Source organism: Corynebacterium tuberculostearicum (genome assembly GCF_013408445.1).
Lineage (GTDB): Bacteria > Actinomycetota > Actinomycetes > Mycobacteriales > Mycobacteriaceae > Corynebacterium > Corynebacterium tuberculostearicum.
This window is the reverse complement of record NZ_JACBZL010000001.1, coordinates 1,823,092-1,844,249: the sequence shown is the minus strand read 5'-3', so window position 1 is coordinate 1,844,249 and position 21,158 is coordinate 1,823,092. Positions and strand designations below refer to the sequence as shown.

Sequence of the window (21,158 nt, the reverse complement as noted above, 5' to 3'; positions counted from 1 at the left end):
CTTTGGTTTCCATCCCCGGATTTCGATGGTGCCCGGGGCGGTGTCTGGTTCCATGACATCGTTCCGCATGTCTTATGAGATCGTTCCGGTTTGTCCTGCGGGAATGTCTCGTTACATCGATCCGGCAGCACGATTTTGGGCGGGAGTGCCCCGCGGGGGTGAACCGGCATGTCTCGAGACATAGTTCCGCCATGCTGAATAAGTGGAGAACAACTCGAAACCCGCCCCTAAAATCATCATTGAAACAATGCTTGCTACCGGCATGACTCAAGCTGAAACAGCCGAACACTTCAACATCAGCACCAGATGGATCCGAACCCTTCAGCGCCGCTATCACAACGGCGGAATAGAGGCCTTAGAACCCCGGTCCAAGCGCCCACACACCAATCCCCGAGCCCTAGCCCCCACGGTGGTTGACCGAATTCTAAAGCTACGACAAGAACTCATAGAGCAAGGCACAAACGCAGGAGCACATACTATTGCGTGGCACTTGCAACGCGACGGCATCAATCCTGCCCCTGCACCATCAACCATTCACCGAGTACTGGCCAACAACGGACACATCACCCCACAACCGCAAAAGCGTCCCCGCAGCTCATGGAGACGGTTTCAAGCAGACCAGCCCAACGAAACCTGGCAAATGGACTACAGCGACTGGACAATAACTGGCCATAGAAAAGTCGCTATCTTAACCATCCTCGATGACCACTCAAGGTTCATCATTTCCTGCCACGCCTACACACACGCCACAGTAGAAAATGTCTTAGAAAGCTTCATCCACGCAGGAAAACGTCACGGATATCCACAATCAACCCTCACCGACAACGGTAGAGCCTTCACCACCAACTGTGACCGCACTAAACCCACCCGCAACGGCTTCGAACAACTCCTAGTAGACCTAGCAATTATCCAAAAGAACGGAAAGCCATACCATCCCCAAACCCAGGGAAAAGTAGAGCGCTTCCATCACACACTTAAAGTAGCCCTTGCAAACAAAGCCACAGCTAAAAGCATCGAAGAACTCAATGAACAGTTAACCGAAATCATCGAATACTACAACTACAAACGCCCACACAGAGCGCTACACCGCTACACCCCAGCCGAAGCCTACAACGCACTGCCTAAAGCTAGACCCGCATCCATCAAACACACACATGAATTTCGCTTACGCACAGACAAAGTAGGCAAAAACGGCAAAACTACACTGCGGTGGCGCGGAAAACTACGCCGCCTATACATCGGGCGCCGATGGACAGGAAAACCCATCACCATGACATGCAAAGATGAACACGTCACCATCAAAATAGCTGCAACCGGGGAACAAATAGCCGCCTACACGATGGAAGCCGACAAGGTCTACTACAACCAAAAAGACAACGAAATCACCGCCACCCGGGGCACAACAAAAACGAAAAATCTCGAGACACCATAGGAACGATGTCTCGAGACTTCACATGGTGCCCGGGGCGGGACTTGAACCCGCACGTTCTTATCGAACACTGGCACCTGAAGCCAGCGCGTCTGCCAATTCCGCCACCCGGGCAGGGTGTGGTTGTCTTAGCGACTTGATAAAGATACCACGAAGATCGCACTGAACTACAAATCTGCAGGAAAAGTGGATTATTTCGAGGAGGGGGTGGCGAAATTTCTGGGAACTTTCGCGTCGCCATCTACGTTTCGAGGGAGTGAACAAACTATACTGATCGCTACTGATCGCTGCATGGTGGAAAGGAGAATGGCTCGTGGCGTTTTTAGAAAAGCTGGCGAAGCTGGACTCCGCCATGCAACGCGGCCTTGATAATGGCATGGCCCTTGTCTTCGGCGGCAAGGTCGTTCCCGCGGAAATTGATGAGCTTTTGAAGCAAGAGGCTCAGGACAATCTTGCGCGCGGCGACGATGACAACCTTTATAGTCCGAACGTAATGACTGTGGGTGTCTCCTCCAAGGATTTGGAGAACTTGTCGCAGGATCGCAATTTGCCGGCCGATTGTGCAGACCAGTTGTCGCGCTTTATTCGCAATAGCGGATGGTCCCTTGCGGGCCCCGTGATCGTGCGAGTGGCAGAAGAATCTGGTTTGCGCACGGGTCAGCTTCGCGTGTCCTCGTTTATTGATCACGAGCCCACGGAAGAGACCGGTTTTGAGGCTATTTTCCACGACTTTGATGGTCAGGAGGACCAGATGACCGAGCAGCACGAGAATACGGCTGATGACGCGGTAACTACCGCTTTCATTGCTCCAGATAGTCAACCCGCCCCGCAGCCGCAGGGCCCAGCAGTCAACCTGATGCTGCAGGATGGCTCTTCGCGCGTGTATCACGTGCAAGAAGGCTCCAATATTATCGGCCGCAGCAACGACGCCGACCTGCGCCTGCCGGATACTGGCGTATCCCGCCAGCACGCGGAAATCACCTGGAACGGCCAGGATGCGGTTCTGGTGGATTTGCAGTCCACCAACGGCACCACGGTGAATGAAACGCCGATTGATAATTGGCTGCTTGCCGATGGCGATGTGATCACCATGGGCCATTCCCACATCGAGGTCCGCATCACGGGCCTTGATTCGCACAGCTACTAAGTTCAGTTAAGGAAGGGAGGTCGCCATGGATGCAGTCATCATGCTGGCGCTTCGCATCGGCTTGTTGGCTCTGCTCTGGATTTTTATCCTGGTGGCCTTAAACGCCATGCGCCGCGATACTAATAAATCTGCTGGTGCTATCCGCCAGCAGTCGAAGAAGGTGGGGGCACCGCGGCGTCGGGAAGCGATTAAGCAGCTGTCCATCGTGGAGGGTCCCCTGCAGGGTTCCCATATGGAATTGGGCACGTTGGAGGACTGCACGCTAGGCCGCGCCTCTGACTGCGACTTTGTCACGGGCGACGATTATTCTTCCGGACACCATGCCCGGCTATTCCGCCGCGGTAGAGAATGGGTTGTGGAAGATTTGGAATCTCGCAATGGCACCTTTGTCAATGGCGTGCGCATCGACCAACCCGAGGTAGTCGGCGCGGACTCCGAAATTAAGCTGGGGCGCACTACCGTGAGGTTGAACGCATGACACTGAAGCTGAACTTCTTTGCTAAGTCCGATCGCGGCCTCATTCGCGACAACAACGAGGACTCAGGCTACGCCGGTCCTCACCTTCTGATCTTGGCCGATGGCATGGGTGGCCACGCGGCGGGCGAGGTGGCCTCCGAGCTGATGGTCAACCACCTAGAAATCTTGGACCAAGATCCGGGCCAGGAAGACACCAAGGCCCTGCTGGAAGCGGCCGCCGAGCAGGCCAATGAGGCCATTAGTGATCACGTCAAGGCGCATCCAGAAACCGAAGGCATGGGCACCACGCTGTCCACCATGCTCTTCAACGGCACGGATTTCGGCGTCTGCCACGTAGGTGATTCCCGCGGCTACCTGCTGCGCGACGGCAAGCTCAAGCAGATCACCAAGGACGATACCTACGTGCAATCCTTGGTGGATAAGGGCGAACTGGACCCAGGCGACGTCTCGTCGCACCCGCAAAAGTCCCTCATCCTAAAGGCCTACACGGGCCGCCCAGTCGAGGCAACGCTATTTACCCTCGACGCCAAGCCCGGCGACCGTATCCTGTTGTGCTCCGACGGGCTTTCTGATCCGGTAACAGCCTCCACTATTGAAACCGCACTGGGGCAAGGCAGCATCGAACAGGCCGGATCCGCCCTAGTGGACCTAGCTATCCGCTCCGGAGGTCCAGATAATGTCACCGTGGTTATCGGTGAAGTAACCGAGAAAAGCCCCCAGGAGCACGAACCATTCCGCGTAGGCGCTCTCGCGGGTCCTACGGAAGAACCAACCCATCCGGATTCTTCCGCCTCGCGGGCGGCACAGCTCTCCCGCAAGCCTCAAGTAATTCCACCGGCCGTCATGGCCGATGGTGAGGAGGAGCGCCCCGAGCCAGCTGATGACGAAGCGGAGGACGAAACTTCCGGCCGAAAGATCGGCTGGAAGGTACTCATCGCCTTGCTCATCGTCCTAGCGTTGGTCATCGGTGCCGGACTGTGGGCGAAGAACTTCTTGTCCAATAACTACTACGTGGCCACCAACGAGGCACAGGAAATCACCATCCAACAGGGTGCTGACTACTCCGTCTTTGGCAAGGAACTACACTCCACACACCAAAACGTATGCATTAATGACAGCAACTCGCTGCTATTTTCCAGCCAGCCGTGCGAGGGCGACTTCACGCCACTGAAGGTCACGGACCTGCCGGAATCTGAACGCAGCGCCGTCGACCATCTCTCCACTGGTGATCTAGGTGAGGTGCAGCAACAGATCAATGATTTGGGCGATAAGGCGCTCAAGCCATGTATCACTGCACCAAGCCAAAAAGATAAAAAAGATGCCAAGAAAAACAAGCCTGGCGTTACCTGCCGGGAGGTGTAGGTTGTGAAAAAGTTTTTTAGCCGAGGCACCGAACTCGGCCTGCTCATCCTAGCCGCCATTGTCTTCGCTATCACTTTGGTCAGCCTGGAGCTATCCCAAGACAACGCGCTGACCATGGACCTGGTTTATCTCATTGGCGGGTTCATTGGAGTCTTTACTGTTGCCCACTTGGTGATGTGCTTTTTAGCGCCTTATGCCGATCAGATCATGCTGCCGATTGTGGCGATCCTCAATGGCATCGGGCTCATCATGTTGGCCCGCCTGGATCTGGTTAAAGAAAGCGGGCTCGCGGTGCGTCAGGTCATGTGGACCATCGTCGGACTCGTGCTCTTTGTGCTGGTCTTAGCCATTTTGAAGGATCACCGCTCGCTGACGCGCTATTCCTATATCTTGGGCGCCACAGGCCTTGTCCTACTGGCCCTGCCACTGGTATGGCCGCAGCCTGAGGACGTGGAGGCACGCATCTGGATAAACTTGGGCCCCTTTTCCATCCAGCCGGGTGAGTTCTCCAAGATCTTGTTGATCTTGTTCTTTGCCATGCTACTGACGCAAAAGCGCTCCCTGTTTACCGTAGCGGGATACCGAGTACTGGGTATCTCCCTGCCGCGCCTTCGCGACCTCGCACCCATCCTGATCGTGTGGGCCATCGCGATCGTCATCATGGGCATTTCCAATGACTTCGGCCCGGCACTTCTACTGTTTAGCACCGTCCTCGGCATGCTATTCATGGCCACCGGCCGGGTGAGCTGGCTGCTTATCGGTGTCGTTCTCGTCGGCGTCGGAGGTTTTGGCATCTACCAGATTTCCTCCAAGATCCAGCAACGCTTTTCTAACTTCCTCGACCCACTGGGAAACTATGACGTCACGGGTTTCCAGCTCTCCCAGTCGTTGTTCGGCTTGTCTTCAGGCGGAATCTCTGGCAGCGGCTTGGGCGAGGGGCATCCAGAACTAGTTCCGGTGGCCCACTCGGATTACATCCTTGCCGCAATCGGTGAGGAGTTCGGTCTCATTGGCCTAGCCGCCGTACTGGTGCTTTTCGGTATGCTGACCACCCGCGGTTTCGGTACCGCTCTGCGCACCCGCGATACCTACGGCAAGCTGGTAGCATCTGGTCTTTCTCTTACCTTGGCCGTGCAGGTTTTCGTGGTCACAGGCGGCATCTCTGCACTGCTGCCGATGACCGGCCTGACCACACCATTCATGTCTGCCGGTGGTTCCTCTCTCATGGCTAACTACGTGTTGTTGGCGATTCTGCTGCGGATCTCTAACGCGGCTCGTCGCCCCATGCAGGAGACCTCGGGCACTGCTCCGAGCGATACCTCCATGTTCCCGTCGGTCCAGGAGGCTCACCGATGAATCGATCCATCCGCCTAGTGTCTTTGTTCGCCATCATTTTGACGGCCATCTTGCTGGTCAACTTGACGGTGATTCAGGCTTTTTCTGAAGATAAATATGCCCATAATCCGCGGAATATGCGCGGCTTCATGGAAATGCAGACCACCCCGCGCGGCCAAATCTTTGCGGGTAATACCGTATTGGCACAGTCGACGCAGAACCCAGACGAGACCTATTCGCGCTCCTACCCCATTGATTCACCGGCCTTTGGCAACATAACCGGCTACTTGTCGAGCCAATTTGGGGCCTCGGAACTAGAGTCCTCCCAAAATGACATCCTCAATGGCACTGATGATTCTTTAATGAAGCAAAACTGGCTCGATGCTCTAGCCGATAAGCCGAAGCAGGGTGCAAATGTAGAGGTCACCATCGATCCTGCACTCCAGCAGGCGGCTTACGATCAGCTTGTGGGCCCAGGTTACGAGGGCTCGGCGGTTGCCATTCAGCCCTCCACCGGCAAGATCCTGGCTATGGCCTCCAACCCCGGCTACAACCCCAATGATCTAATGGGTGATTCCGCCGAGGATGTTTGGGCCAACCTGCAAGAGCAAGAGGGACAGCCGCTGGTCAACCACGCCGGTGCAGAAACGCTGCCTCCGGGTTCCATCTTCAAGATCATTACCACCGCGGCGGGCCTGAACAACGGTTTTAATCCTTCCTCCACCCTGACCGGTTCCAATGTCATTACCTTGCCAGACACGGTGACGGAGCTGACTAACTATGCCAACCAAAAGTGCAACGGCCAGGATGCGGTGACCCTGCAGACCGCCTTCGCGCTGTCGTGCAATACCGCGTTTGTGGAGATGTCGGAGCAGCTCGGCGCTGATGAGTTGCGCAAGTACGCCAAGGCCTTTGGCGTAGGCGAGAACTATGACCTCGGCGTGTCTACCTCCGCCGGCACCTTGGGCGATTTGCCGGATGGGGCGGCCACGGCGCAGTCCGCCATTGGCCAGCGCGACGTCACCATGACCGCGCTGCAGGCAGCCGTCATGGCGGGCACCGTAGCCAATAAGGGCACCCGCATGCAGCCCTACCTGGTCAATCGCATTACCGACGCCCAGATGAAGGACGTTCGCACCACCAAACCAAAGAAGGCGGACCAGGCGGTTAATGAGGAAACTGCGGCGACGCTCACTGACTTGATGTACGCCTCCGAGCGTTCCTCCGCCGGATATGACGGTAATGGCTTTGCCTCGAAGACTGGCACCGCCGAGCACGGCGAGGGGCTGGCCCCGCACGTGTGGTACGTCGCCTTCGATCCGGAGCGGGATATTGCAGTGGGCGTCGTAGTGAAAAATGGTGGTAACTTAGGTGAGTCCGCGACGGGCGGCAAGGTTTCCGGCCCAATTGGCCGCGCCATCCTGCGCGCATACCAGGGGGAGCAGTAATGAATAGCGCCGAGAATAAGGAACATCTCCAGGCACTGATTGGCAGCGACTACGAGCTGCAGTGGGTAATCGGCCACGGCGGAATGTCCACCGTGTGGCTGGCTGATGACACCCGCAATGATCGTGAGGTAGCACTCAAGGTTCTGCGTCCGGAATTTTCCGATAACCAGGAGTTCCTCTCGCGCTTCCGCAACGAGGCGAAATCGGCCGAATCCATTCAGTCCGAGAACGTGGTGGCCACTTATGACTACCGCGAGCTAGAGGATAACGGCCGCAAGTTCTGCTTCATGGCCTTGGAGTATGTGCGCGGCGAATCCCTCGCGGACCTTTTGGCGCGCGAAAATACGCTGCAAGAAGAGCTCGCTCTCGACGTCCTCGAGCAGGCGGCGCATGGACTATCCATCATTCACCGAATGGAGCTGGTCCACCGCGATATTAAGCCTGGCAACCTCCTCATTACGCAAAATGGCCAGGTCAAGATCACGGACTTTGGCATTGCCAAGGCGGCCGCGGCCGTGCCGCTGACCCGCACCGGCATGGTGGTGGGTACCGCACAGTATGTATCGCCCGAGCAAGCACAGGGCAAGGACGTCACGCCGGCTTCCGATGTCTATTCGCTCGGCGTCGTCGGCTATGAAATGCTCGCCGGCAAGCGTCCCTTTACCGGAGATTCCTCCGTATCCATCGCTTTGGCCCACATCAACCAGGAGCCGGAGCCACTATCGACGAATATCAGCGCCCCTGCGCGCGAGCTCATTCGCATTGCGTTGCGCAAGGATCCGGCCACCCGCTATGCCGATGGCAATGAGTTCACCCTGGCCATCTCCGCAGTTCGCTTGGGCAAGCGCCCGCCGCAGCCTAAGTCCGCCCCAATAACGCAACGCGCACCCGAGCCCTCCCCGTCCGCATCGACGGAGATGTTGGGCAACGTTGCCCAGCCCACCACCATCCATCCGGCTGCGGGAACCGCTCCGGCTAAGGAATCCAAGGGCGGCTCCTCCTTCCTGAAGGGCCTGGGTATCACCCTGCTCCTCGCAGCCGTGGCCGGCGGCGGTTACGCTGCCTACCACAACTTGAGCGATAACGAGGGAGAAAGCGAGCCCTCCAGCACACCGGAGACCTCGGTGGTTACGGAGTACCGCGATCCCACCACCACCCCGCAGGACACCCCGGACGAAGATACGGAAGAGGCCCCGGAACCGGTGACAGTGACAGAGACGGAGCCGCAAGAATCCAATCTGGAAGAAGCCCCGCGCACGACTCACCGCGAGGCACCCACGCGCCACTCGCCTACTCGCCAGGAACAGCCCCCGGCCATACCAACGCAACAGAATCCGCAGGATACGCACGTTGAAACTACACCTGAGCTGGATACTCCAGTAAACTCGCAGGCTAATGAGCTCCCCGGAGACTTGGCCGATCTAATTACACAGGAGGGTGACTAAGCGATGGTCAATGACCGCTATCGGAGAGGCGAGATCATCGGCGCCGGCGGCATGTCTGAGGTCTATGCTGCCGAAGACACCGTCCTAGGCCGCCAGGTAGCGGTAAAGATGCTCCGACCGGAAATGGCGCGCGACGTCAACTTCCGCGAGCGTTTTTACCGCGAGGCCCAGAACTCGGGCAAGCTGAATCACCCCAATATCGTGGCGGTTTATGACACCGGTGAAACCGAGCTGGATGGCATGACCATCCCATATATCGTCATGGAGCGGGTCAACGGCCGCACCTTGCGCGATATCATTCGCGAGGATGGCGCCCTGTCCGCCCAGGAGGCGGCAGATATCCTCAAACCGGTAGCGGATGCACTACAAGCCTCGCACGAGGCCGGTATTATCCACCGCGATATCAAGCCGGCAAATATTATGCTCACCAACACCGGCCAGGTGAAGGTGATGGACTTCGGCATTGCCCGTGCCTTGGATGATTCCACCTCGGCGATGACGCAAACCTCCGCCGTTATCGGCACCGCCCAGTACCTTTCTCCGGAGCAGGCCCGCGGTAAGAACGCGGATGCCCGCTCCGATGTCTATGCGCTGGGCTGCGTGCTCTATGAGGCGCTTACCGGCCATACTCCTTTTGAGGGCGAAACCCCCTTTGCAGTTGCGTATCAGCATGTGCAGGAAGAGCCGACGCCGCCGTCGGAGCTCATTGCGGATCCCTCGCTGACTCCTACCCAACGCGTCAATATCGATGCGGTAGTACTTACCGCTATGGCCAAGCACCCGGCGGATCGCTATCAGTCCGCTTGGGAGATGGCCGGCGATTTGGAGCGCCTGCGCAATGGGCAAGTCACCGCTGCAGCGCGCATGCACGTCAACGAGGAAGAAGACGAGCAGCCTACCGAAATGGTCGGCGCCGCCGCACCAGCTGCGGCCGCGCACCGGGCGCCAATCCAGTCCACCCGCCCCACCGAGGACGATGACAATCAGGGTGGCGGCTGGATGAAGTGGCTGGCAGCCTTCCTGGCTGCCCTCTTGGTGGCCATTGTGGGCTACTTCGCCTGGGATTTCTTCTCCAACGATAAAGACTCTGAGGATAAGCCACGCCAGACCCAATCGGCCCGCGAGGACAAAATCACCGTGCCAGAGGTGGAAAACCGCCCGCGCAATGAGGTGGTCGAGGAACTGGAAGGCATGGGTCTGCAGGTCACCGTCAATGAGGAGGCCAACCCGGATATTCCACGCAATAATGCCATCCGCATTAATCCGGCTCCAGGCTCCGAGCTGCAGAAGAATGCCTCGGTGACCTTAACTGTTTCCTCCGGCAAGGAGATTACGGACGTTCCGGATATCACCGGCATGACCTTGGACGAAGCATCCCAGGCCCTCCAAGAGGCAGGCTTGGCGCTTAATTCCGATGTCTCGGAAGAAAACGATGAAGTACCGGCCGGCCAAATCATCAAGCAGGATCCGGCCGGCGGCACGCAGCTGTCCAAGGGATCCAAGGTTCGGGTAACGGTATCTAAGGGCGTCGAGAAGAAGCGCGTGCCCGATGTTGCCGGCATGAATGTCGAGGATGCCCAGAGCCGCCTAGAGTCGAATGATTTTGACGTAGACGTGCGCGAGGTAGATTCCTTGGAGCCGAAGGGCACGGTGCTTAGCGTCTCCAATCAGGGCGCGGAGCTGGAAAAGGGCAAGCCCGTTACCGTTGAGGTATCCAATGGAATGCTCTTTAAGGCCCCTGACCTGGTACGCAAGAATGAAGGCCAGGCGGAGGCTGCGCTGCGGGAGGCCGGCTGGACCGGGCGGTTCATCGTGGGCGAGCCGGCACCTACCGGTGCCTTGGTGGATGCCAATAAGATTGGCTGGGCGTCTGTGAACCCGGGCGATACCATGCGCAAGGATCAAAATATTGATATCCGCCTGTGGAACTTCGACCCCGCTGCACTTCTGCCGCAGCCATAACTGCTGGTATCCTAATGCCTCAGTACGAACTTAGATAAGAACTTAAATCTAGAAAAGGTATCTTATGCCGAAGTCAAAGATTTCCCAGAGCTCCTCCGTCCCTACCTCGAGCTCTGCTACCAACCGCACGCCCGTCAAGATCAATTCTGAGGGCACCCCGAAGTGGTACGTCGCCATCATGCTGGGCCTGATGGTCATCGGCCTGCTGTGGCTCGTGGTCAATTACCTCGCTGGCCAGGATATCCCATTCATGGCAGACCTCGGCGCTTGGAATTACGGCATTGGCTTCGGGCTCGCCATCATTGGCCTGTTGATGACCATGGGTTGGCGCTAAGCTAGAGCTCCCAGCCTGTTCCCTCGCTCCCTACTTCCTGTAGGTGGCGAGGATTTTTCATACCTAGGAGCCACATGTCTCGCCATATTCTTGCTGCTGGCCTCATCATTGCGGTTGCCTACGCGGTCGTGCATATCGCGTTTGCCGACGCCACCCTCCTCACCGGCGCCGCTCCCCTCCGCCTTTCCGTGCGCAACTACCTAGGCAACGTCTTGGGCTCTGGCATGGTGTGGGGAATCTTTAGCTACCTCATGGGTAAGGATTTTCCAGGCCGGTGGCTCAAAGCACTCCTGGCCAGCACGGGAATCATCCTTATGATGCTGGCCGTGCACTACGCCTTGCTCGTGGTCTTCGGTGTGTATAACTGGCGCGAGGCATTCGAGTACAACGCCCAGTGGTTCCTCCTAGCGCTCATCTCTGGACCCGTTCTGGGGCTAGCCGGCGCGGCCGCAGCACGGTTCCGCTGGTTCGACTATCTCGCCGTCCTTGGCTTCCTCCTCGAGCCCGTGGTTGCCGGGTTCATCCCAGGCAGTTCCTACCTCCCCCGCACCACAACCATTCCTGGGTACTTCGCCGCCGCGACTCTCTGGCTCATCGGCGCGGGCTTCTTTATTTGGCAGCGTCGCTCCACGCGCTAAGCGCTTCTTCGGCGGCCCACCACCCCGGCATGCCGTGCACGCCAGCGCCAGGAGCGGCGGAGCTAGAGGCCATGAAGACCCCCGGGGCGAGGCGCTGCGGATGGGCCGACAAGCGTGGACGCAGGAGGGTTTGCAGCCCATTCATGGCGCCGCCGGCAATATCGCCGCCCACCAGATTGGGATTCCATCGCTCCAGATCGGCCGGGCTCGTAGCGTGGGTCGACAGGATGGTATCGCGAAATCCGGGGGCAAAGCGCTCGATCTGGGCGGCAATCAGCTCGGTGACCTCGCCCGGATAGCGCTCCACATAGCCGCGCGGGACATGCGCATAGGTCCACAGCGTTTGCCCTCGGGAGGGGTCGGCAACAAATTGCTGGCATGCCAATACCAAGGGTCGCTTAGGCATGCGCCGCTTGCCGACGTCCCCCTCAGCCCCACATATTTCCTCCAAAGTGCCACCCACATGCACGGTGCCGGCCTGACCCACGCGCGGATCGGCCCACGGGACGGGTTCGCTGAGATGGAAGTCCACTTTGAAGACGGCGCTGCCATAGCGCCAGCGCGCCAGGCTCCGCCGGCTGCCGTCCCGCAGTTCCAGACCGCCCAGCCGCATTATCTGGCGCGGGGTGAGGTTCAGGATGGTCGCATCGGCCTGAGGCAGTTCCCGCAGATCGGTGACCTCGCATCCGGTGTGGAGGCGGGCGTGGTGGGAGCGCAGGAGGTTAAGGAGGGCGTCGATAAGAGCACCGGTGCCACCCTCCACCACGGGCCAGCCGCGGGTCATGCCCAGCCCGCCAAAGAGCAGGCCGAACGCTGAGGTCAAAGGCGTGGTGGGCGAGGTAATCGCGTGGACCGCGCTGCCTGCAAAGAGCGCGCGGGCCTGGGGCGTGCGGAAGGCCGCCCGCGCCAAGCTGCTGGCGGGCAAGACTCCGGCCGCGCCAAACTGCGCCAAGCGCACGGGTCTTTCGGGCCAACGCACCAACGGGGTAAGCGCGTTATCCACATGCTCATCGATGTGGCGGACGATGTGCCCGTGCAGCCGCCTCCACGCCTGGGCATCGGTCCCCAACTCCGCCGCCGTATCCGCCAAAGAACCGTGCAAGATCCCGGCCGGCGCGCCTTCTAGCGGATGGGCCATGGGATAAGGCGCATTGCACCACCGCAGACCGTGGGCTTCCAGGTCGAGGGCGCGAAAAGCCGGGCTCGCTACGCCAAAGGGGTGCCCGGCCGCGCCGAGATCCACAATCGTACCCGGGAAAATCTCCGCGGAGGATGCCGCCGCACCACCGGCCCGGCCGGCGCGCTCGAAGATATCCACCCGCCATCCGGCCATAGCCAGCCGCGCCGCGGCCGTGAGCCCATTCGGGCCTGCGCCGACGATCACAGCGCGAGGTTGATAATCCACAATGCTCCTTATGCAGGTCAATGCCCAAATTTATCAGTCTTGTTAACACAATGGGTAGAAAGTTATCCACAGGCTGTGGAGAAAACCTGTGAAATGTGAATTTCACACAATTATTAACACCCTGTGGATAACTGTTTTCACGGGCTTCCACAAGCTGATTTTCACCCTTTCGCACGGGCTAGACCAGCGTGATCAGGGAAAACTCCGGAAAGGCGTTCGGTAAATTACAAAAATGTAGTTATTCACAATGTGGATAAGCATTGTGGAATTCTTTCGCACACGCTTTCCGGTGATCAAATTCCACAGTTATCCCCAAACCCCAGCTTGGTGGGCTAATAGTGCGAGGACTACCGCGGCCACCGCAGCAACGCCGCCCCAGCGGAGGGTGGGGCTTTTTCGATAGAGGAAAAGGCTCAACACGATGCCTGTGCACAACCCGCCAAGGTGTCCCCACAGGGATACGCCATCGGCTAGAAAGGTATAGGCCACATTCGCCAGAACGAGGGCAATGGGCGCGCGGAGATCGAGCCCGCGCTGGCGGTAAGCACCCACCAGCATGGCCATGAGCGCGAAGAGCGCACCCGAGGCGCCGACGGTGGGGGTATCAAAGTCGAATGTCAGGATCATGGCGGACGCGCCGAGGCAAGAAATGAGGTAGGCGGCGAGGTACAGCGCAGTGCCAAGCGCCCGCTCCACTTCCCTGCCTATGAGCAAGAGCATGACCATATTCACCGCCAAGTGGCCCGCGTCTAGGTGCATAAACTCCGAAGACAGCGCAGCCTGAGGGCGGAAGGGATAATCCGGTCCCCACAGGCCCCAATCCGCTGCGAGCGGGGAATCATAGAAGGTGGCTCCTAGCGTGCTGGCCTGCACCGCGGTAATAAGCCAAGCAATGATGCAAACGGCGGCAATGAGCGCGGTCGCCGGGGTAGCGCGGATATAGTTTCTCACCATGGTCATAAAGTTGTCAGTCCTTGGGGCAGGTCTAGTGGTGGATGGCTCGGGGTAAAACTGCAACAAGCCCGCCGCCGCATGGATAATGCGGTGACGGGCCCGAGGGAAAAGGCGATTACGCGATATCGATGGACTCGATAACAACGTCCTCGTGCGGACGGTCCATGCGGTCGGTATCAACCTTGGCGATCTTGGACACAACCTCCTGGGAGGCAGCATCGGTAACCTCACCAAAGATGGTGTGGTGGTTGTTCAGGTGCGGGGTCGGCGCCACGGTGATGAAGAACTGGGAGCCGTTGGTGCCTGGGCCGGCATTGGCCATGGCCAGCAGGAATGGGCGGTCAAACTGCAGCTCCGGGTGGAACTCGTCCTGGAACTGGTAGCCCGGGCCACCGCGGCCGGTGCCGGTAGGGTCGCCGCCCTGGATCATGAAGTTATCGATGATGCGGTGGAAGATTGCGCCGTCATAGAACGGGCCGGACTGCTCGCCCTTTGCGTTCTGGGTGGAGTAGTCCTTCTCGCCCTTGGCTAGGCCAATGAAGTTTTCAACGGTTACCGGTGCGTGGTTACCGAAGAGATCGATAACAATGTCACCGTAGTTGGTATGCATCGTTGCAGTTGCGGTCTTCTGAGTCATGCCAGCCATTGTAAAGAATTTAACGCGCGCCTGCCGCGCATGGCATAACGCTGTCAGCGATCGCGCTAGCCTGAAGGCATGATTCGCGCGCTACTTTTTGATCTGGATGACACCTTGCTCGACCACACCGGCGCGGCCCGGGACGCAGTGGATCAATGGTGCCGCGAGCTAGGACTGCCCGAGGGCCAGCATGCGCGGTTCGCGGCCATTGAACGAAAGTGGTTTCAAGCCTATGAGCGCGGCGAGGTCTCCCACCACGGCCAGCGGGCGGCGCGCTGCCGCGAATTCCTCGGCCGGGAGATGAACGATGCTGAGGCGCTGGCCGCCTATGACGGCTATCTTTCCGCCTACCGGGAGCAGTGGCGCGCTTTTGCCGACGCCCTGCCCACCCTCACCTGGGCCCTCGAGTCCGGCTTCCAGGTGGGCGTTCTCACCAACGGCGAGCGCGAGATGCAGCAGGCCAAGCTGGAGGCGACAGGCCTTGCGCTTGCCGACGTCCTCCTTATCCCCACCGTCGACCTCGGCTGCCCCAAACCGCAGCGCGCGGCTTACCTCGCCGCCTGCGATCAGCTGGGTGCGGCCCCCGCAGACACGCTCATGGTGGGCGATTCCCTGGCCAATGATGTGCAGGGTGCGCGCAAAGCAGGGCTGCGAGCGCTCCATCTCGACCGTGCTGGTGATGGAGATCTGCGCTCGCTTAGCGCACTGAGAGAGGTTCTCCCCCAAAGAGCCAGCTGACCACGATGGCGCCCGGATCGATAACGCCCTTGCTGCGATCTCCCAGGTAAGAGGCACGGCCCTTCTTTGCAGCGAGGTCCTCGGTGTCGAGGGCGCCGGCATGCGCGGCGTCGAAAAGCGCCTGCAAAGTCTCCGCGTCCGGATCCTTCGCACCTAGTTCACGGGCCTTTTCTGCGGCTGGGATGAGGGCATCGAGCATGGTGCGATCACCGCGCTGAGCGCCACCAAGCTCGTGGATGAGGTCGGCCGCATCATTGAGCCCATCCGCCAGCGACTCCGCGCGGGCCAGCTCAGTAAAGAGGGTGCCAAAGACCGCACCGGAGGTACCGCCGGCGAGGACGAGCAGGCGCTTGGCCAGCCCGGTGAGGATCTCCGTATCCGTGCCGCGCAGGGGAAGCTCGATGCCGCCGAAGGCCGCTTCCATGTTCTGGCCAAAGTCGCCGTCGCCGGCCTTGCGATCCAGCTCAGTCAACGCCTCAAAGGAGGCTTGGAGGCGTTCCACAAAGGCGGTGAGCCACTGATTTTCCTCGCCCTCGGTGGGCAGCTCATCCTGGAAGGTGATGGTGGCCGGTTCCACCGCCTTCGCACCGCCTAGGGTATGGGGCCAGGCAGGGGCGGAGGTGGGGGCGTCGATAAGCTCGAGCAGCTCCGCATCCGCCTTGAGCAGCGTAAAGGAAGCGCCGTGCATATTGACCGCGGTGACGTAGGAGCCCACCAACGACCGGGCGACGGTGATGCCGCGCTGGGCCAGCTGCGCGGAGGCCTCACCAAAGAGCAGGCTCAACTCCAGCGGGGTAGTGCCGCCGAGGCCATTGACCAAGCACACCACCTCATCGCCGTGGCCCAGGTCGAGGGCGGGCACGATCTTTTCCAGGACCTGGTTCACAATGGCGCTCGCGCTATCTACCTGCTCGGTGTGCGTGCCCGGCTCGCCATGAATGCCCACGCCCACCTCCATCTGGCCGGCTTCCAGATCGAAGGTTTCGCGGCCGGTGGTCGGCATGAAGCCGGCGCCCAGCGCTACGGACATGCTGCGGGAATTCTCCGCGGCACGCTTGCCCAACTCGGCGACTGTGTCCACGTCATCGCCGCGGTAGGCGGCGGCGCCTGCGACCTTTTCCACCAGGATGGTCGCGCCGGTACCGCGGCGGCCGGGGCCGTCCTCGTTGCCATCGGTGGCAATATCATCAGCCACCAGCACCGTGCGGGTATCTACCGCCGCGGCGGCGTTGCGGGCGACGGTGAAGTTCATGACGTCACCGGTGTAGTTCTTCACCACGTGGACTACTCCCCTGCCCTGGTCAGCCCACTGGGTGGCCTCGCTGACCTGGACCGCGTTCGGGGAGGTAAACAGCAGTCCCGGGCAGGCCGCGGCGAGCATGCCCTGGCCGACGAACCCGGCGTGCATCGGTTCGTGACCGGAACCGCCACCGGAAATCACCGCCACTGCCGGATCGCCATCCGCGGTGCGCAGCGGCGTGGTACGGCCGATGAATCCGACGTCGTGCCAGCGGGCATCGGGGTGGTTGGCGATGAGTCCAGCGAGGGCGTCGGAGAGGAAAGTGTCTTGACTATTGCGGAATGCGGAGTGGTTCATACTCCCACGCTAGTGATGTTTCTTACCCGGAAGCTAGGAGGAGAAAAGAAACATACCGGTTCCATTCGGACACCCAGCGGATTCGCAGCCACTTTGCAGTTTGCGGAGGATACTAAAGGAATCACTAAGAAAGGATCCGCACATGGATTTCTTGTCCTCCCTCCACAACCTCATGGACGCGGGCTCGCTGCTCCAGAGTTTCGGACCTTATATCCTCCTCGGCGTCGCCGTCGTCATCTTCATCGAGTCCGGCGTGCTTTTCCCATTTCTGCCGGGTGATTCACTGCTCGTTACCGCGGCCATCCTGCGCCACGAGCTCGACATCAACGCCTGGCTGCTCTTTGTCGTGGCCGCGGTGGCCGCCTTCGCCGGCGACCAGGTGGGCTTCTATTTAGGCCGCCGCTTTGGCCGCAAGCTCTTCAAGGACGATGCCCGCGTCCTGCGCACCGAACACCTCGATAGCGCGGAGGACTTCTTCCAGCGCCACGGCCCGGTGGCCCTAGTACTGGGCCGCTTCGTGCCGATTGTGCGCACCTTCGTCCCCTTCGCCGCGGGTACCGCAGAAATGGGCTACTCCTCGTTCCTGCGCTGGAATATCCTCGGCGGCATAGGCTGGGTAGGTTCCATGCTGCTCGTCGGCGTACTGCTGGGCGGCATCCCGGGCATTGCTCACTCCATCGACATCATCATGCTGATCGTGGTGGCAATTTCCGTGCTGCCGATGATCATCGGCTGGATCAATAAGCGCCGCAAGGCACAGCGCGAAATCCCGGCCACGTAAGAATTTTTATTCTTTACCCGGCCGGGATTGCGGTGCGATTAGGGAGGATTTAGAGGGACTCGCGCACCTCATCGCGAGCCAGCACCATATTGCGCAGGGAGGCTTCGGTCTCCTCGTAGCCGCGGGTCTTCAGGCCACAGTCCGGGTTGACCCACAGGCGCTCGACCGGCACGTGCTTGAGCGCGGCGCGGATGAGCTCGGCCATCTCCGCTACGGAAGGCACGCGCGGGGAGTGAATATCGTAGATGCCCGGGCCGATTTCGGAGTGGAAGGTCTCGTCGATATCCTCCAGTAGTTCCATGCGGGAGCGGGCCGCCTCGATGGAGGTGACATCGGCATCCAGGCCGGCAACGGCATCGATGATCTGGCCGAACTCGGAGTAGCACAGGTGGGTGTGGATCTGGGTGGTCGGCTTGGCCTCGAGGGCTACCAGGCGGAAGGAACGCACGGCCCAGTCCAAGTAGGCCTTGCGGTCTTCCTCGCGCAGCGGCAGCAGCTCGCGCAGGGCGGGCTCGTCGATCTGGATGATGTCGATGCCGGCCTCTTCCAGGTCGTGCACCTCATCCGCCAGCGCGACGCCGAGCTGGTCCGCGGAGACGGACTGGTGCACATCATCGCGCACGAAGGACCATGCCAGGATGGTCACCGGACCGGTGAGCATGCCCTTGACGTGGTGCTCCGAGAGCGACTGCGCGTACTTGGACCACTCGGTGGTCATCGCAGCAGGGCGGGAGATGTCACCAACAACGATTGGCGGACGGGTGCAGCGGGAGCCATAAGACTGGACCCAGCCGTTTTCGGTGGTGACGAAGCCATCGAGCAGCTCGGCAAAGTACTGCACCATGTCATTGCGCTCCGGCTCGCCGTGGACGAGGACGTCGAGGCCGAGGCGCTCTTGCAGCTCAATGACGGACTTGACCTCGTCCTTGAGGGCGGCATTGTAGTCGGCGTCGGAAAGCTCGCCCTTGCGGTGCGCCGCACGCGCCTGGCGGATCTCCTTGGTCTGGGGGAAGGAGCCGATGGTGGTGGTTGGCAGCTGCGGCAGGCCGAGTTCCTTCTGTGCCTCGTTGCGCTCGGCAAAGGCAGGCTCGCGCTTAACCTCGCCGGCCGGCAGCTTTTCGATGCGCGCCTTCACCGCCGCGTTGTGGATGCGCTCGGATTCGGCACGGGTGCGCACTGCGCGGTCGCTGATGCTATAAGCCTCCGGTGCCTCCAGCGGACCCTGGGAGAGGGCGACGACTTCCTTGATCTTCTCATTGGCGAAGGAGAACCAGGTGGCGACGTCGGCCGGCAGCTTGGTTTCCGCCTCCACGGTGTGCGGCACGTGCTGCAAGGATACGGAGGTCGATACGGACAGGGAGTCGAGGCTGCCCTCCAGGTCCTCGTACTTGGAGCGCAGGTCGCGCAGGTTGGCGGCCCAGACATTGCGGCCGTCGATAAGGCCGGCAACCACGTGGGACTTCAGGTTCTTTACGCGATCGAGGTAGCCCTCATCGAGTGCCAGGGTGCCCACGGAAAGGTCCACCTGGACGGCCTCTGGCTTGAGCTCCGCCAGAACGTCGAGGCCCTTGCGAGCAGAACCGTACGGGGTGGTGAGGTATACCTGCGGGCGGTTGTCCGCGGCCAAGATGGCCTCATAGGCGCGTTTGGTATGGGCGGCCAGTTCCTCATCGTTGGCAATGGTCAGGTCCGCTACCAGGGCAGGCTCGGCCAGCTGTACCCACTTCACGCCGGACTTATCCAGCTCGGCCAGGACCTCCTGGTAGGCCTTAACGGCATCATCCAAGCGGTCGAGCGGAGACTTGGTAGCACCCTCTGCCTGCTTAGACAGGGCCAGCAGGGTAACCGGACCGACGAGGTATGGGCGCACGGTGTGGCCTGCCGCGCGGGCCTCTTCTACCAGCTTGATAACGCGCTGCGGGTGCGCCTCAAAGTCCTGGTCATCGGCGATTTCCGGGACGATGTAGTGGTAGTTGGTATCGAACCACTTGGTCATCTCCAGCGGCGCGGTGTCCTTATTGCCGCGCGCCAAGGTGAACTCATCATCCAGGGTCTCGCCGGCCACGGCGCCAACGGTCAGTGCGGTCTCGAGCACTTGGTCGTAGTAGGCGACGTCGGCAGGAATGGCGTAGTCCTCAGTAAGGCCCAGGTCGCGCAAGCGGTTATAAGTATCCAGGCGCAGAGAGTGTGCGGCGGACTCGAAGGTTTCTGCATCGATGCGACCGGCCCAGTAGGATTCCAGCGCACGCTTGAGTTCGCGGTTAGCGCCGACGCGAGGGTAGCCCTCAATCGTCGCCTTGGGGAAGTTAGTGTTCGTCATTGTCTACTCCGATTCGAGATAACAGGTCTTGCGTAATGTCCGGGTTGTTGTGGGTATAGATATGGAGGCCGTCCGCGCCGCCGGCCACGATGGTGCGGGCCAATTGGGCGGTAAGCTCCATGCCGATTTCGTATTCCTCTTCTGGGGTTGTCGCTGCCGCGAGCTGAGTGCGTACCCTCTCGGGTACGGTCAGCCCGGACAGCTGCCCCATTCGCTCCAACCGGCGCAAGCTGGTCATGGGCATAATCCCCGGAATAAGGGGGATCTTCACCCCGGCCAACTTGGCCTTTTGGGCGAAGCGGAGGAAATCCTCGGCGTCAAAGAAAAGCTGGGTGATGGCAAAGTCCGCGCCGAGGCGCTGCTTATTGAGCAGAACGTCGAAGTCCTCGTCCTCGTTTTTGGATTCGGCATGGCCGCTGGGGTAGCACGCCACACTTACCGCGAGTCGGCCGGCGGCAAAGCGGGCCGCTTGGTGGCTTTCCAGCTGGCGGATGAGGCGAACCAGCTCATCAGCATGTTGCAGGTAATGCTCTGGCATGCCCCCTTCGGGGAGATCGCCGCGCAGGGCCAGCAGGCCGCGCACACCGGCATCCACCAAACGATTAATCCACCCGATGAGCTCGTCGCGCGTCCCGGCTGTGCAGGCCAAGTGCGCCAGGGGGCGCATAGAGGTGTTTTGCGAGATCTTCTCAATGAAGGCCGCAGTTCCTTCCAACCAACCGGAGCGCTGGGAACTGGTCACCGCGATGTAATCAGGGTGATAGCTTTCCAGGACTTCTAGTAAGCGGTCGATCTTGGCGGCATCGGCATCGTGGCGCGGCGGGATTACCTCAAAGGAAAGGGCCAGGCGCTCGGGCGCATGTGCTTCCTCTTCACTTTCATAGTCCAAGGGCGCGGAAGCCGAAAGTCGCGGGCTCATGGTCACCTCCTTTGCTGGTCGTCGTTGGTGTGTTGAGAAAAACGTACCAAGCTGTTCAGTTTGCGCGGTAGCGATTGCGCAATGGTGATACCTTTGTAGGCCTGCAAACTGCGAGGTTGACGAAAAATCAGGTGAATAATAATCGCGGATTCTGAACCAAGCGGTCTACTTCTAGCGCGTTCCCGCTGCACGCCGCGACGCCTACGGTGGTACACCGCCCACCACGTCAC

Annotated in this window: 18 protein-coding genes and 1 tRNA gene; 12 read left to right on the top strand and 7 right to left on the bottom strand. The window is 60.1% G+C overall.

Going from position 1 to position 21,158, the window contains the following annotated elements; all coding sequences use genetic code 11:
* Positions 1–247 precede the first annotated feature (247 nt).
* Positions 248–1,432 (top strand): IS481 family transposase, encoded by a 1,185-nt coding sequence (locus BJ985_RS08600; RefSeq protein WP_179387548.1) that lies wholly within the window; start codon positions 248–250, stop codon positions 1,430–1,432.
* 23 nt (positions 1,433–1,455) lie between these two features.
* Here the strand turns inward: BJ985_RS08600 and BJ985_RS08595 are convergent.
* Positions 1,456–1,543: transfer RNA gene (locus tag BJ985_RS08595), tRNA-Leu, on the bottom strand.
* A gap of 199 nt (positions 1,544–1,742) precedes the next feature.
* Between BJ985_RS08595 and BJ985_RS08590 the strand changes: the two genes are divergently transcribed.
* From BJ985_RS08590 to BJ985_RS08550, 9 genes are all read left to right on the top strand, one after another.
* Positions 1,743–2,576 carry an FHA domain-containing protein gene (locus BJ985_RS08590; RefSeq protein WP_005326268.1) on the top strand — a complete coding sequence of 278 codons (834 nt, stop codon included), beginning with the start codon at positions 1,743–1,745 and terminating at the stop codon, positions 2,574–2,576.
* 25 nt (positions 2,577–2,601) lie between these two features.
* Positions 2,602–3,054 (top strand): FHA domain-containing protein FhaB/FipA, encoded by a 453-nt coding sequence (locus BJ985_RS08585; RefSeq protein ID WP_005326266.1) that lies wholly within the window; start codon positions 2,602–2,604, stop codon positions 3,052–3,054.
* On the top strand, positions 3,051–4,415 hold the full coding sequence (locus BJ985_RS08580; protein ID WP_179387208.1) for a PP2C family protein-serine/threonine phosphatase: 1,365 nt from the start codon (positions 3,051–3,053) through the stop codon (positions 4,413–4,415). Before BJ985_RS08585 ends, BJ985_RS08580 begins: the two co-directional genes overlap by 4 nt.
* A 3-nt stretch (positions 4,416–4,418) precedes the next feature.
* Positions 4,419–5,771, top strand: coding sequence for an FtsW/RodA/SpoVE family cell cycle protein (locus tag BJ985_RS08575; protein ID WP_179387207.1), 1,353 nt, complete (start codon positions 4,419–4,421; stop codon positions 5,769–5,771).
* Complete coding sequence (locus BJ985_RS08570; RefSeq protein ID WP_179387206.1) at positions 5,768–7,198, top strand: penicillin-binding transpeptidase domain-containing protein; 1,431 nt, start codon at positions 5,768–5,770, stop codon at positions 7,196–7,198. Before BJ985_RS08575 ends, BJ985_RS08570 begins: the two co-directional genes overlap by 4 nt.
* On the top strand, positions 7,198–8,643 hold the full coding sequence (locus BJ985_RS08565) for a serine/threonine-protein kinase (protein ID WP_179387205.1): 1,446 nt from the start codon (positions 7,198–7,200) through the stop codon (positions 8,641–8,643). Before BJ985_RS08570 ends, BJ985_RS08565 begins: the two co-directional genes overlap by 1 nt.
* A gap of 3 nt (positions 8,644–8,646) precedes the next feature.
* The gene (pknB, locus tag BJ985_RS08560; RefSeq protein WP_179387204.1) at positions 8,647–10,605 is read left to right on the top strand and encodes a Stk1 family PASTA domain-containing Ser/Thr kinase; all 1,959 of its coding nucleotides are present in this window, start codon (positions 8,647–8,649) and stop codon (positions 10,603–10,605) included.
* A 64-nt stretch (positions 10,606–10,669) separates the two neighbouring features.
* Positions 10,670–10,939, top strand: a complete 270-nt coding sequence (gene crgA, locus BJ985_RS08555) for a cell division protein CrgA (RefSeq protein WP_005326260.1) — start codon at positions 10,670–10,672, stop codon at positions 10,937–10,939.
* A gap of 74 nt (positions 10,940–11,013) precedes the next feature.
* On the top strand, positions 11,014–11,577 hold the full coding sequence (locus tag BJ985_RS08550) for a hypothetical protein (RefSeq protein ID WP_179387203.1): 564 nt from the start codon (positions 11,014–11,016) through the stop codon (positions 11,575–11,577).
* On the opposite strand, the gene BJ985_RS08545 is transcribed toward BJ985_RS08550, so the two are convergent.
* The 3 genes from BJ985_RS08545 to BJ985_RS08535 all read right to left on the bottom strand — a co-directional run bounded on the left by BJ985_RS08545 (position 11,549) and on the right by BJ985_RS08535 (position 14,582).
* The gene (locus BJ985_RS08545; RefSeq protein WP_179387202.1) at positions 11,549–12,982 is read right to left on the bottom strand and encodes a phytoene desaturase family protein; all 1,434 of its coding nucleotides are present in this window, start codon (positions 12,980–12,982) and stop codon (positions 11,549–11,551) included. The genes BJ985_RS08550 and BJ985_RS08545 overlap by 29 nt on opposite strands.
* Before the next feature lie 306 nt (positions 12,983–13,288).
* Positions 13,289–13,942, bottom strand: coding sequence for a rhomboid family intramembrane serine protease (locus BJ985_RS08540; RefSeq protein ID WP_179387201.1), 654 nt, complete (start codon positions 13,940–13,942; stop codon positions 13,289–13,291).
* Positions 13,943–14,051: 109 nt separating this feature from the next.
* Entirely contained in the window at positions 14,052–14,582 is a 531-nt protein-coding gene (locus BJ985_RS08535; RefSeq protein WP_005326254.1) for a peptidylprolyl isomerase, read from the bottom strand.
* Between the two features lie 69 nt (positions 14,583–14,651).
* Between BJ985_RS08535 and BJ985_RS08530 the strand changes: the two genes are divergently transcribed.
* Positions 14,652–15,311: an HAD family hydrolase gene (locus BJ985_RS08530; RefSeq protein ID WP_179387200.1), complete on the top strand. Its 660-nt coding sequence runs from the start codon at positions 14,652–14,654 to the stop codon at positions 15,309–15,311.
* Here the strand turns inward: BJ985_RS08530 and BJ985_RS08525 are convergent.
* Positions 15,271–16,908, bottom strand: coding sequence for a dihydroxyacetone kinase family protein (locus BJ985_RS08525; protein ID WP_179387199.1), 1,638 nt, complete (start codon positions 16,906–16,908; stop codon positions 15,271–15,273). The two genes, BJ985_RS08530 and BJ985_RS08525, sit on opposite strands and share 41 nt — an antisense overlap.
* A 142-nt stretch (positions 16,909–17,050) precedes the next feature.
* On the opposite strand from BJ985_RS08525, the gene BJ985_RS08520 reads away from it, so the two are divergent.
* Positions 17,051–17,689, top strand: a complete 639-nt coding sequence (locus tag BJ985_RS08520; RefSeq protein ID WP_179387198.1) for a DedA family protein — start codon at positions 17,051–17,053, stop codon at positions 17,687–17,689.
* Positions 17,690–17,738: 49 nt separating this feature from the next.
* On the opposite strand, the gene metE is transcribed toward BJ985_RS08520, so the two are convergent.
* Together metE and BJ985_RS08510 are read right to left on the bottom strand one after the other, a co-directional pair.
* Positions 17,739–20,009, bottom strand: coding sequence for a 5-methyltetrahydropteroyltriglutamate--homocysteine S-methyltransferase (metE, locus tag BJ985_RS08515; protein WP_179387197.1), 2,271 nt, complete (start codon positions 20,007–20,009; stop codon positions 17,739–17,741).
* Positions 19,996–20,928 carry a methylenetetrahydrofolate reductase gene (locus tag BJ985_RS08510; protein ID WP_179387196.1) on the bottom strand — a complete coding sequence of 311 codons (933 nt, stop codon included), beginning with the start codon at positions 20,926–20,928 and terminating at the stop codon, positions 19,996–19,998. The genes metE and BJ985_RS08510 overlap by 14 nt, the downstream gene beginning before the upstream one ends.
* Between the last annotated feature and the right edge of the window lie 230 nt (positions 20,929–21,158).